Source organism: Corynebacterium sp. ACRPE, assembly GCF_022347435.1.
GTDB lineage: Bacteria > Actinomycetota > Actinomycetes > Mycobacteriales > Mycobacteriaceae > Corynebacterium > Corynebacterium tuberculostearicum_D.
The window spans coordinates 45,799-58,630 of record NZ_JAKRNA010000009.1; the positions used below are offsets into that span (position 1 = coordinate 45,799).

Here is a 12,832-nt window from a genome sequence, read left to right on the forward strand (position 1 = left end):
GATAGGGGTGCTTAGCTTTCCGACGCCGCCGTGCCCGCAACGTTCTCCGCCTCACCGACCGTAATGCGGCCACTCATGAGGAGGGGAAGGAGCTCGTCGCGGGTGCGGGCGAGGACTTGGTTTTCATTTCGAAGCGCCGTAGCCTTCTTGAGGAGCGCGTCTGCGAGCTGCCTGTACTCTGTCGAAGCGCTTTCGGAGGGCCAAGGAACCGCAATTTCCTTGAGGTCGTCGGCTGCAATCCGTTGACGTCCAGAGGTGCCGGTAAGTGCTTTGTACCCAAAGCTACGGAATTCGGGGCTGCTGATAATGGCATGGATTGCAGCGGCAGGGATGCCTTCCTTGGGACGGAAGACGATGTATTCGGTAGAACCCATTCCCACTTCGTCATCCTCAAGGAAGTCGACAATCGCCATCTTGCCGTTCTCAAAACACGGGGTGATGCGCGCGAGAAGGACGTCACCGTTCCTGAACTTGGTGCCTCCTTTGGTCTCGCGCTTTCCCCAGCGGTCCACAATCAATCCGTACTCCGGAAGATCCTTCATCTCCAGGAAACTACATTCATCGCTTTGCGGCTTTAACGTGCGGGGATTGACGTCGGCGATACTGGAAATCGGCTCAGTAGAACTAACTCCGGTGTTGGTGATGGCATGCCACTGAGCATGCAGCAGCTCCTGAATCTTGTGAATTGCTAACTGGTTAGCGGCGATTTTGTCGTCGAGGGATGCCAATGTCCGCCCGATTGGGCGTTGAACTTTAAGTTCTGGAAGTGTTATTTCCCAATTGGGCAACGTGGTGATCGGCAGACGGTTTACGGTTGCCCCATATAGGGTGTTTTGGGCAATCTTTTGCTGCCATTTCGGGGAAAGCCAATAGTAGAGTAGGAAGGTCGGATCGACGACTTCTGGGTTCGGTCGAAGCAGTGCCATACGGCGACCGAGGGCTGCATCGATGTCAGGCGGCATTAACGCGGCTTCCCCGAGCCGAGTTTCATAAGAAAATAGAAGGTCGTTTTCTCGTGGCGTTACTCGACGAGTCCAACGCTGAAAGTCTTCGTCATCGATGAAATCGGATTCGTCGAGAATTAAGCGTCCGTTTTGGAGTGAGCTGATGTTCAGGAAGTATTTCCCCTCTTCACGTCGTTTGGGTGTCGCGTGAGGACCATCAAAGACTTCACCAATTTCGCGGATTCGTAGCTTTGGCATTACTTCAACCTCCCCAGCTGTTCGCGCACAGCCTTGTCAAGGCGGGCGGCGTCGTCAAGCGCGGCGGTGAGCTCGTTGGTGAGGCGGGCAATCTTCTCGTCGATGGGTTCGTCGTCTTCCTCGACCTCGGCGAAGCCGACGTAGCGGCCGGGGGTCATGGCGAAGTCGGCGTCGCGGATGTCGTCGAGGGAAGCAGACTTACAGAAGCCGGCGATGTCCTCGTAGGCCTTGCCCTCAGGTGCGGAGGTGCGGCCGCGCCACAAGCGGTAGGTGTTCGCAATCTTTTGGATGTCGTCGTCGCTGAAGGTGCGCTCCGTGCGGTCAATCATGTGGCCGAGCTCGCGGGCATCGATGAAGAGCACCTGGTTGGTGCGGTCGATGGTGCCCTTGGAACCAGCCTTCTTGTCTTTGGCGAAGAACCAGACACAGACCGGAATCTGCGTGCCGCGGAAGAGCTGTGCAGGAAGAGCGATGACGCAGGAGACGATGTCGTCTTCCACTATGGCCTGGCGGATATCGCCTTCACCGGAGGAGTTCGACGTCATCGTGCCGTTAGCCATGACGACGCCAGCCTCACCCTGAGAGGTGAGCTTGGAAATGATGTGCTGCATCCACGCGAAGTTTGCATTGCGCTTGGGCGGGACGCCGTACTTCCAGCGGGAGTCCTCCTCGTTTCGCGACCAATCCTTGATGTTGAAAGGCGGGTTGGCCATGACATAGTCCATCTTTTTATCCGGATGAATGTCGCGAGCGAAGGTGTCGGCCCAGCGCTCGCCGAGGCCGGCAGAGCTAATGGCGTGGATGGCCAGGTTCATCTTGGCCATGCGCCAGGTGCGCTCATTGAGCTCCTGACCGTAGATGGCCAGAGCAGTGCGGTCCTTCTCTGCGGTTTCGAGGAACTTCTCTGCCTGAACGAACATGCCGCCTGAGCCACAGCAAGGGTCATAGACACGGCCCTGGGTCGGCTCCAGGATTTCTACGAGAGTGCGGACGACGGGGCGCGGGGTGTAGAACTCACCGCCACGCTTACCCTCAGCACGGGCGAACTTCTCCAGGAAGTATTCATAGACCTCACCCAGCAAATCGCGAGCACGCTCGGGACCCTCCGCGGTGAAACGCGTGGTGCTGAACAAGTCGATGAGTTCGCCCAAACGACGCTGGTCAACGCTATCCGAGGCGAAGTTCGTGGGCAGGGTACCTAACAGCGACTCATTGTCCAGCATGAGCTGCTTCATCGCGTTATCGATGAGCTTGCCAATGGACTGGTACTCCTGGCCGGCGTCGCTCGTCTTGCCCTTCGAGTTGTCACGCAGGAAGGTCCAGCGAGCGATGGGGTCGACCCAGAAAACGTTCTTCTCACGGTAAGCGTCGATATCCTCCAGGTCTTCCTGGATGTACTCTTCGCTATCGCCGCGCTCCTCGCCTTCGGCACGCAGCTCCGCGCGCCGGGCATCGAAGGCGTCAGTGACGTACTTGAGGAACACCAGTCCTAGGACGATGTCCTTGTACTGGGATGCATCCATGGAACCGCGCAGCTTGTCTGCTGCCTTCCATAAAGTGTCCTTGAGCTCTTTGAGGGTGGTGGCGGAGGCAGACTCTACGTTCTGCTCATCCTTGACTGAGTTAGTCATTTTTCTCCTTACATATAACGGGGTTTTGTTCGTTTGAATGTTGAACTCTGTTATTAGCCTGGCGGGGATTGTCCACGAGATTCAGCGATGGTGACAGCACCGGTACCTATCGACATGACGAGGCCGTGCTCAAGTTCATCGAGGCTATGTAACTGTTCTAAGAGCTGCTGGCGTCGTGCGCGGAGCTGGTGTTCCACCGAGCCGAGGTGCTTCGCATTCCCACGTGGAAAGACGGGGAAGTACAGCGAGCTCAGCTCGGAGGAGACAGCTTCGTTAATAGCCTTCTCTACGAGGTAGGGAAGGCAGACCTTTTCCAAGGGAGTGTGGCTGCGTCCACGGAAGGTGCGGCATCGTAGTGCTTGAGCCGGTGCAGTGACTAGCTTGCCGCCTTCTTCATCGATGAGCGCGCGTGGTCTTGGGCTCTTGATGAAGACCACGTCCCCTGGTTCTGTGAGGGTGCCGCGCGGTGCAATGTCTTCCAACCGGAGACGATCGATGCACCGTGCGCCCTGTGGAATGCTCCCCAGAATTTCGGGTTCACCGATGAGTTCCAGTTTTGCTACTGCTTCAGGGGCGAGATCACGTTCGGCAATGCGGGAGCCGCTGAGTTTCTGCAGTACCCCAGTGCGAGCGTTGGTCGCGGCCTTCCACGGTAGGTACTCAAGGCGCGTTGCCCCCGATTCAGCGCGCATACCAATCTTTGGCTGCGCGTCCTCCAACCCTACTGAACTGATGTCTAATCCTGTTAGATGTGCGGTGTGCATGAGATCGGCGGCGGAGGACGTCGACGTAGAAGAAAAGACCGAGTCATCGAGAGAATGAGTACGACTGCGCCAGGCATCAGCGGCGCGAAGAATACGACCACGGACAAAGGTGTGCTTGCGCGCTTCATCCGGTGTGGTGAGCATGGTTGCCCAGTCTGAGACGAGACCGGGTGTCTTAAGGTCCGGCACGTCAGCGATAACGGCAGCAGCATCGGCAGGGTTGCCTATGGCCTTGCGATTAGGGCGCTTGAGAATCCATAGTGCGCCCTGCTGCTGTCCGCGGTCCGGAAAAATGCCTCGGGGCAGCCGTGCGCTGTAACGCAGCGGTGCAATTGCACCGGTTTCAGTCGGTGCGAGGAAGCTCCGTCGGACGACCTGCGCTAAAGAGTCCTCGATAAGCATGTCTGCGGTGGAAATGCAGAACATTGCGCCGCGCTCGTTCAGGTTGTCGAGCAAGTCCTGGAGGTGCTCGAAGTATTCGGGTGCATTCTTGAGAGGGGAAGGAGCAGCGTGGACGATGAGAGAATTCGCTGGGATCTCCTCGCTAGCGTCGATGAATTCCACGTTTCGGCACGCTAGTTCGGCCCAATAAAGAGAGTCTGGTGCGCAGTCCTTTCGATATCCGATGTTGAGCGCTAGCGTTTCCTCGAGTTCCCGGGCGAGTCCAGTGACGAAACCTAGGCTGTATTCATCAGTAGGGATGATAGGTGGAGTTGGGTCCTCTAGCGTGAGGGCTTCCGATACTGCTTGCATAGCGCGGGAAGTAAACCGGGAAGAGAGTGTTATTTGACGCTGAGCACTGAGGTCATCTGCAAGACGGGCGAGCGCGGTCGCGGGCCCGAAAGCTGCCTCGGCTACCTGCTCTGCGGCTTGTGCGATGTCAGCTTCAGGGTCATCAGAAGGAATGTTGTCTGCTGCGCGCTGGTACGCCGCGGTAAGAGAGTCGATTACTGCAGCAGAGGGCGAAAAATCCTGAGGGGAGAGAGCCGTGTTGCAGTTTAAAAGGCCCAAGGCCGCGCGTGCCGGATTGTGGAGCAGCATTCGGTAGAGCGAAGAATAGAAGAGGGCATCTTCAACGGCTGTGTCGCGGCGGCCGAGCTTAGTTGCTCGCAGCCAGTCTTGAATTTCGGTGATGGCGTAGTAGGGGTGGCCATCATGTTCTCCGTAAGGGGAGGGGAAGGGCGTGATGGATTCTGAGTTAAAGCGCTGAATCCACTCGTTGACCGCGGGGCGCGTAACGCCGGTCAGCCGGGCGACATCGGCGAGTGTCAGTGTTGCGGTCACTTGAGGCCTCCTTTCATAGGGTAGTGATGGGGAATAAGGGTGAGCGGTCATTGCTGATTGCTCTGCCCAATACGTTAAACGAACTCGAGTGGAGTGCCCAGCTTTTAGTCTGTTAATCGTCCTGAAGGGGTCTTAAGGCTGGGTAATTCAAACTACAAGAGTGTCGCCCAAGAGTGGTTCGGTTTTCGTGGGGATCGGGCTTCAAAAGCGCATGACTTGCTGACGTGTTCGGTCAGGTTCGGTGCTAAAGCGGGGGATTGATGTGCACTTTGTGGCCGATTTCCTGCTGGTGAACGTGTTGGCTCGGGCTGTCTGTCGACGTCGATATGTGCATGGTTATCGTCTCCGCGCTGAGTATGTTCGACAACAAGCTGGCTCCGTTCTGGAACGAGGGCAAGGCCCTTGAGCGGGAGCGAGGCCACTAGAAGCTATGCTTAATCACCTCTGAGGAAAGGAGGTGACGGTATGGCTGACCGCCGCATGTGGAAAATGTCGCCGGAGCGGCTGCAAGAGCATTTGAAATTGCGTAGCCGGGCATCGCGCATTCCCGATAAAAAGAAGGAACAGTCCAAGAAGGCCTGCCGGAACTCCCGGCGGGCCTTTCCGCTTTTCGGTGCAGAAAACTATTGGGTTATCCCCAACCGTTTGACTTTACCCAACGTTAACTATTAAAGTTAACGACAGGTTAACAATTAGCAAACGGGACAATAATCCGAGAAAGGGGATAACAATGAACCAGTTTGAAACCCTGCGCCAGGATCTGCACGAGAACTACGGCCACGAGTACACGGCCGCGGAAATCGATGCCAAGCTCGATGAGGTTATTGCCAAGCACACCAAGAAGGCGGAGCTCGATGAATTCGTGCCGCTTTTGGTGGAGCGTGAGGTGCGCGACTACTTCGGTGCTCACCGCCTGCACGTTCGCTTTGCTGCCGGTACCAATAATGCGCTGGCCCAAGCTGCAGCGGAACTGACCCGCAAGCACGCCGGCGATGCCCTCTTTGTAGATACCGCCGTTGCTCACCCAGAAAACGAAGCGGAAGGCCACCTTGCCCACGTCATGAACGAGCGCGGCATGGGTGAGGCCCCGAATAAGTACCTCGACGAGGTGCGCACGGTAGCGATGCCGGATTACATCGTGTTCTTGGGCCGCGAGGTAGAGCGCGATGAGGCGGGCAAGGACATCAAGATTTGGGATATTCCTGCTGCGGATACCGTGGAGGAGGCGCGCGAATTGGCTGATGACCTCGAAGCTCGCGTGCTCTACATGCTCAACAAGCTAGGTATCGATCCGGTGACCGAGCCGGTCAACGCCTAGAAGCGATACGGGTTGGGCAGCTGGGAGGAGACGTTATTATTAGCCACCCAGAAGCCCGCAAACCTATAGGGCATGTAGTGCGTGCCCATACCGGGGCGCCATTCCGGCGTGCCCAACAGTGGGGGAGTTTTGCGGTCGCGCTGCGGATATAGCCGTTCTGGCAGCGCGCCCACCATGGGGTGGTAGTCCTCGAGGACGCGAGCGAAGGCGGAGTCGAAGTCTTCCCGCGACAGTTCCTGGGACAGGTCATTGATGCGCTGCGTTATCTGGCGCAAGCTGGCGTTGTCGGGCTGGCGGGAGAGGGCCGCTTGGGCGTCGCCAAGCAGCCATTGCACCTCGTCCGCGCGCACCGCAGTATCACCGGCGCAGAAATTTTCCAGGGAATCTATCTGCGCCGCGGCCGTATTGATCTGCTTGAGCGCTTTGTATGCCTCCTTGATGGAGGCAGCGTGCAGGGAATAGTCCTGGATGTTCTCCAGCGCCTTGAGCGTCGGCCGCGCATCGGTGTACTGATTGACCAGAGAGCGCCACTGTACCTTCAGGTAGTCGCCCGCTAAGGGGGAATGCAGGGCGTCAATCCGTGCCTCCGTGCGCTTGATGAGTTCCTCAGCCCCGTCGCGAGCGCCCTTAATATAATCGAAGCGCGTGCGCACTCGGGCGCGGCGGATGAACAAGTAGGTAATGAGGCCAACCGCGCCCAGAACTACGAGCACCATAGTCGCTGCGATGAATACGGACCACGTGGGCACATCCTGCATAGATTGCCGGCGCACGGTAGTATCCGCGGCGGCGCGAGTGGCCAAGATCATGCCGACGGTATAGTCATCGTCCGCCAGCGCCGGCCGCATCTGGTCCAAGATGCCGTCCACGCGGCCCTCGTCATAAATCTTGATGTCCTGGCACACCTCTGTGCCGCAGTGCACGGCCATGCTATTGGGTTCGAAACCTACCGCGATGACGAGGACATTTTTCTGTAGCCCACTTCCGTTGATGAAATGCGGATGCTCGCGTTCCAAGTCATGGAATAGAGTGCGGGAAAATTCCTCGCCCGAATTCGGATACGTAGCGTAGAGGACCTCGTGCACGGAATCCGGCAAATGCATGGACTGTGCTTGCGATTTGATGGCCTCTTCGTCCGAAGTGCTGAGGATTTGGGCGTGGTCCAGAAACTCCACCGCGGGCTTTTCCTCTGCGAAAGCGACGGGCGCGCTGGCTACAGCGAGAAGACCTACTGCTGCCGCGCAAGGAACCCATCTCATGATGTTCCATAATACGGGCTCCGCGTGTAAACCGTAGTACATATGCAAAAGCAACTACGCTAAATCGCTGACTACTGTTTATACCGTTTGGAGAATCGAAGCTATCGTGACTGCCAACAACACCCAGGCCCATGAGCCCCTGCAGCGCATCCTGCTGCCTAAGCGCGGCGAGCCCTTTGATGTGCGGATGCTCTACCTCATCGAAGCCGAGCAAAACCGCGAACGCCTCAGCTGGTTTAACCGCACCTCCGTTACCATCCCGGCCGGTGAGGAAGCCTCTTTTGAAACCTACTTCAATGCCTTCCCAGCCTCCTACTGGCGCCGCTGGTCCCAGCTGCGCTCCGTAATCCTCAGCCTGGACATTGAGGGTCAAGCAAATATTTCCCTCTACCGCTCCAAGCAGGATGGCCAGCGCATTTCCGTGGCCAACCACCTGGTAGGCACCGGCCACCACGAGTTTGAGCTGCCGCTTAAAAACTTCGAGGACGGCGGCTGGCTGTGGTTCGATATCACCGCCGAGCAGGAAACCACGCTTGCCGACGCCGCCTGGTGCTCCCCCCACGCCCCCGGCCCACAGCTGCTGCCGAACGGCACCGAGCAGCCGGCGCAGGACAAGCGCGTGGCGGTTGGCATCCCCACCTTTAACCGCCCGACTGATGCCGTGGCAGCGCTCAAGACACTGGCCGAAGACCCGGTAGTAGACGAGATCATCGACTTCGTCCTCATGCCGGATCAAGGCAACCAGCACCCGGCCGATGAGCCGGGTTACGACGAGGCAGTGGCCCACTTTGGCGAGCGCTTCCGCGAATTCCGCCAGGGCAACCTGGGCGGCTCCGGCGGCTACTCCCGCATCATGTACGAGGCGCTGGAGAATACCGAATCGCCCTTCATCCTGTACATGGACGATGATATCGCCATCGAGCCGGACTCCGTGCTGCGCGCGGTTCAAGCGGCCCGCTACGCGGCTAAGCCCATCATCGTCGGCGGCCAGATGCTCAATCTGCAGGAGCGCTCCCAGCTGCGCACCACCGGCGAGCAGGTCAACCGTGCCGATTTCATGTGGGGCGCGGCGCCGCACGCCGTCTACGACCACGACTTTGCCAAGTACCCGCTGCGCGCCATCGGCACCCGCGAGACTCACCTGGATCCCAAGAAGTACGATTCCCGCGCGCTGCACCGCCGCGTTGACGTGGAATACAACGGCTGGTGGATGTGCCTCTTCCCACGCATCGTGGCAGAAACCAACGGCCAGCCGCTGCCGCTGTTTATCAAGTGGGACGATACCGAGTACTCCCTGCGCGCGGCGCGCAATGGATTCCCCACGGTGACCTGGCCGGGTGCCGCTATCTGGCACATGGCTTGGGCGGATAAGGACGATGCCATTGACTGGCAGGCCTACTTCCACCTGCGCAACCGCCTCATCGTTGCCGCGATGTACCACGAGGGACCGGCCAAGGGCATTACCAAGTCCATCTTTAAGTCCACCCTCAAGCACACCATGTGCATGGAATATTCCACCATGGCCATCCAGATTGAGGCCATGCGAGACTTCCTGGCCGGACCGGACCATCTCTTCGACATCCTGGAGTCTTCGCTGCCGCGCATCGCGCAGATCCGCAAGAACTACTCCGATGCCGTCATCCTGGAATCCGCCGATGAGCTCCCAGCTCCCACCGGCGCGCCGGGCGTGCCCACCCGTAATATCGGCGGCCGCCTGGCCAAGATTAAGAAGATCCCGTGGGCCATCAAGGGCCTCAAGCACCTCGTCAGTAAGGAAGACGCTGCGCACCATGAGGCGCCGCAGCTAAACCTCACCCCGGACGAGGCCCGCTGGTTCACCTTGTCCCGCGTAGATTCGGCCACCGTCTCCACCGCGGGTGGCACCGGCGTCGCCTTCCGCAAGCGTGATCGCGACCTAGCCAAGGACCTCGTGACCCAGACCCGCGAGCTGCTGAAGGAAATCGAGGAGAACTTCGACGACCTGCGCGCCGAATACCGCGCGGCACAGCCGGAGCTGACTTCGCGCGAGTCCTGGAAGAAGGTCTTCGATGCCCAATAAGCTTTCCGTAGCAGAATCGCGCGTCCTCGAATCCATCCAAAATGCGGCCTTCGACGTGCCCGGTGTGCTTCCCACCGCCCGCGGGCTTAGCCACTGGGGCGAGCATGCCTTGGGCTGGATGGGCAGCGCTGCGGTAGGGGCGGGCATCGACAAGCGCCGCCGCGAAGGCTGGATCCGTGTTGGAGCCGCCGCCTTCCTCGCGCACGCCGCCAGCGTGGTGCTCAAGCGCATCGTGCGCCGCAAGCGCCCGGATTATCCCTACGTGCGCGTGGGTGTAAAAACGCCCTCCAAGCTCTCCTTTCCCAGCTCGCACGCGACTTCGACCACCGCATTCCTGGTGGCGGTAAGCCGCCTTACCGGCCGCAAGGCGCCTCTTCTCGGCGTGCCGGTAATGATGGCATCGCGTATGGTGCTCGGAGTGCACTACCCAACAGATACGGCCGTGGGTGCGGCCATCGGCGCTGCTACCGCGGAGGTCGTGATGAAAGGAATGAAGCATGAGTGATGATGGAAACCAGCACTTTTTCCATTCGGAACCGCACACCTCTGGCGTAGACACCGGCCGCAAGCGCAAGCCGCCGAAGAATCTTGCCGATGGCATGATTAAGGCCCTGCGCCCCAAGCAGTGGGTCAAAAACGTCCTGGTGCTGGCCGCCCCCGCCGCGGCCGGCGCCGAAGCGCTGTTCCATGGCCGCGTGCTTCTCGACGTCCTCTTGGCCTTCGTCGTCTTCTGCCTCGGTGCTTCCTCCATTTACCTGATTAACGATGCGAAGGATTGGCGAGAGGACCAAGAGCATCCGACCAAGCGCTTCCGCCCGATTGCCTCGGGTGTGCTACCGATCAAGCTCGCCTATGTCATGGCCGTGGTGCTCATCTGCCTGTCCATCGGCTTGTCTTTCCTCGCTACGGCCGGGCCGCAGCTGGCTATCGTGATGGCGATTTATATCGCACTGCAGTTGGGCTATTGCTTTGGCTGGAAGCATATGCCGGTGATCGATATTGCGCTGGTGTCCTCCGGCTTCATGCTGCGCACCATGGCCGGTGGCGTAGCCGCAGGCATCGAGCTTTCCCAGTGGTTCCTGCTGGTGGCGGCCTTCGGCTCGCTGTTTATGGCCTCCGGCAAGCGCTACTCGGAGATCCTGTTGGTAGAACAGACTGGCGCGAAAATCCGCAAATCCCTGGAGGGCTATACGCCCACCTACCTGCGCTTCGTGTGGACCCTAGCCGCCACCGCAGTGGTCATCTGCTACACCTTGTGGGGCTTCGAGCTCGCTAACGACGCCCAGACCGGTGGCGTGTGGTACCAGATTTCCATGGTGCCGTTTACTATCGCCATCCTGCGCTACGCGGCCGATGTGGACCGCGGCCAGGGCGGCGCACCGGATGAGATTGCACTCGAGGACCGCACTTTGCAGGTTCTCGCCTTGGCCTGGCTCGCCTGCATCGCAATGGCGGTTTATATCATGCCGTTGTTCTAGACACAGCGGAATCGATATAGAAATTTTCTGCGGGGCTGATAAACTTTCTCCCCGTGCTTAACACCGACCACAAGAGTATCGCCCGCTGGAGTGCCCCAGCGGTCGTTCTTGTGATCGGTGTTTTATCTTTCTGGGGCGGCTTCGCTCGCCGCTGGATTTCCGATGACGGCCTCATCGTCCTGCGTACCGTGCGCAATCTCGAAGCTGGAAACGGGCCCGTGTTCAATATGGGCGAGCGCGTGGAGGCCAATACTTCCACGCTGTGGCAGTACCTCATCTTCCTCGTGCGCTGGGTCTCCCACGCAAACCTGGAAGGCATCGCGATTTACTTGGGCCTCTTCTTGGCGGTAGCAGCAATGGTTGTCGGCACGGGGGCGTCGGCAAGCATGCGCTCTGGCGCCGTCCTTCCGGCCGGCGCACTTGTGTATGTGGCCCTGCCACCGGCCCGCGACTTCTTTACCTCCGGCCTGGAATGGGGCCTGTGCATCTTCTACCTTGCGGTGCTGTGGTGGCTGTTGTTGCGGTGGTCGCGCCCGCGTCGCCACTCCGGGAGCAATAGCGACGCCTATTGGCTCGCCTTCTGGGCCGGGCTGTCCTGGCTGGTGCGCCCAGAGCTCGCTCTGTACGGCGGCCTGGTGGGAATCGTGCTGCTCGTATCCCACCGCTGGTGGAAGATTCTTGCCGTCGCAGTGCCGCTGCCGTTGGCCTATGAGATTTTCCGCATGGGTTACTACGGCCTACTGACCCCGCACACGGCCGTGGCCAAGTCCGCGGCCGGTTCCGAATGGGGCAAGGGCTTTACCTACCTGGCGGACTTTGCCGGACCGTACTGGCTCTTCCTGCCGCTCATCGTGCTGGCCATTGCCGGTCTATGGAAGGCGGACCTGCGGCCCACTGCTCTGCGCTCCACCGCCACTGCCACGTATCTTTTTGTGGGCGCGGCGCTCATCCATACGCTCTACGTCTTGCGCGTGGGTGGAGACTTTATGCACGGCCGCATGCTGCTGCTGCCACTTTTTGCGATTCTGCTTCCGATCTTTGTCGTTAGCGTACGCATGTGGATCGTTTCCGTCCTCTGTGCGGTGTGGGCGCTGGTTATCGTTCTGCGCGGGCATCCGGTGGATCGCAGCATCTATGCGGATGAAATTTCCATCGTGGACGAGCGCGATTTTTGGACCTATGCCACCCAGCGCCAGGATCCTCCTATGCGGGCCGAAGAGTTCCTCGGCGCCAAGTTTATGGAGGACTACCAGGAGGGCATCGACGAGCTAGAGGCGGGCGACGCCATGACCTTCCGCTATATCAAGGGCGAAGATAGGTTCTCGTGGACGGCCACGCCTGCGGACCCTTCGCGCACCGATCCGCCGACCGTTTACCTGCTCAATTTGGGCCTGTCTTCCATGAATGCGCCGCTGGATATTCGCGTGCTGGACAATATCGGCCTCAGCAACCCTTTGGCGGCGCGCCAGCCGCGCATCGAGGGCGGGCGCATTGGGCACGACAAGAGCTTGGATATGTCGTGGCAGGTGGCAGATTCCGCCGCCGATATCGACGAGATCCCGGCGTGGATTGATAAGTACGAGGCGGCCAAGGCTCGCGCCGCGCTTGCCGACGCCGATTTTCAGAAACTCTTCGCCACATACAGGGAACCCCTAACTTGGGACCGTTTCTGGAAAAATATTAAATTCTCTCTGACCGATGGTCGGACCCTCACTTTTTCTTCTGATCCCTCTGACTACCTGCGCTAATTCCTTTAGATGCAGACTTTAGGGGGAACCTAAGTTACACTATTCTGTGACATTGTTATCGATCCGTGGCGTTAACGGTATACAGGTTC

Annotated in this window: 10 protein-coding genes; 6 read left to right on the forward strand and 4 right to left on the reverse strand. The window is 59.2% G+C overall.

The window, feature by feature from the left end:
- Positions 1 to 11: 11 nt before the first annotated feature.
- Genes MHY13_RS06215 through MHY13_RS06225 form a run of 3 tightly spaced genes read right to left on the reverse strand, consistent with a single transcriptional unit; the run spans position 12 to position 4,881 of the window.
- Positions 12 to 1,202, reverse strand: a complete 1,191-nt coding sequence (locus MHY13_RS06215; RefSeq protein WP_239282387.1) for a restriction endonuclease subunit S — start codon at positions 1,200 to 1,202, stop codon at positions 12 to 14.
- A complete protein-coding gene (locus MHY13_RS06220) occupies positions 1,202 to 2,833 on the reverse strand; it encodes a class I SAM-dependent DNA methyltransferase (RefSeq protein ID WP_239282389.1) in 1,632 nt (543 codons plus the stop codon). The genes MHY13_RS06215 and MHY13_RS06220 overlap by 1 nt, the downstream gene beginning before the upstream one ends.
- A 53-nt stretch (positions 2,834 to 2,886) precedes the next feature.
- A complete protein-coding gene (locus tag MHY13_RS06225; RefSeq protein ID WP_239282391.1) occupies positions 2,887 to 4,881 on the reverse strand; it encodes an AlpA family transcriptional regulator in 1,995 nt (664 codons plus the stop codon).
- A gap of 465 nt (positions 4,882 to 5,346) precedes the next feature.
- Here MHY13_RS06225 and MHY13_RS06230 point away from each other — a divergent pair, with 465 nt between their 5' ends.
- Positions 5,347 to 5,553, forward strand: coding sequence for a hypothetical protein (locus MHY13_RS06230; RefSeq protein WP_049377535.1), 207 nt, complete (start codon positions 5,347 to 5,349; stop codon positions 5,551 to 5,553).
- A 58-nt stretch (positions 5,554 to 5,611) separates the two neighbouring features.
- Positions 5,612 to 6,199 (forward strand): three-helix bundle dimerization domain-containing protein, encoded by a 588-nt coding sequence (locus MHY13_RS06235; RefSeq protein WP_239191834.1) that lies wholly within the window; start codon positions 5,612 to 5,614, stop codon positions 6,197 to 6,199.
- Here the strand turns inward: MHY13_RS06235 and MHY13_RS06240 are convergent.
- Positions 6,196 to 7,458 (reverse strand): hypothetical protein, encoded by a 1,263-nt coding sequence (locus MHY13_RS06240; protein WP_239191833.1) that lies wholly within the window; start codon positions 7,456 to 7,458, stop codon positions 6,196 to 6,198. The two genes, MHY13_RS06235 and MHY13_RS06240, sit on opposite strands and share 4 nt — an antisense overlap.
- A gap of 106 nt (positions 7,459 to 7,564) precedes the next feature.
- On the opposite strand from MHY13_RS06240, the gene MHY13_RS06245 reads away from it, so the two are divergent.
- Genes MHY13_RS06245 through MHY13_RS06260 form a run of 4 tightly spaced genes read left to right on the forward strand, consistent with a single transcriptional unit; the run spans position 7,565 to position 12,743 of the window.
- Positions 7,565 to 9,517, forward strand: coding sequence for a glycosyltransferase (locus tag MHY13_RS06245; protein WP_239282393.1), 1,953 nt, complete (start codon positions 7,565 to 7,567; stop codon positions 9,515 to 9,517).
- A complete protein-coding gene (locus tag MHY13_RS06250) occupies positions 9,507 to 10,022 on the forward strand; it encodes a phosphatase PAP2 family protein (protein ID WP_204610779.1) in 516 nt (171 codons plus the stop codon). Before MHY13_RS06245 ends, MHY13_RS06250 begins: the two co-directional genes overlap by 11 nt.
- The gene (locus MHY13_RS06255) at positions 10,015 to 10,995 is read left to right on the forward strand and encodes a decaprenyl-phosphate phosphoribosyltransferase (protein ID WP_204610781.1); all 981 of its coding nucleotides are present in this window, start codon (positions 10,015 to 10,017) and stop codon (positions 10,993 to 10,995) included. The genes MHY13_RS06250 and MHY13_RS06255 overlap by 8 nt, the downstream gene beginning before the upstream one ends.
- A 53-nt stretch (positions 10,996 to 11,048) precedes the next feature.
- Positions 11,049 to 12,743, forward strand: coding sequence for a hypothetical protein (locus tag MHY13_RS06260; RefSeq protein ID WP_239191829.1), 1,695 nt, complete (start codon positions 11,049 to 11,051; stop codon positions 12,741 to 12,743).
- Positions 12,744 to 12,832 lie beyond the last annotated feature (89 nt).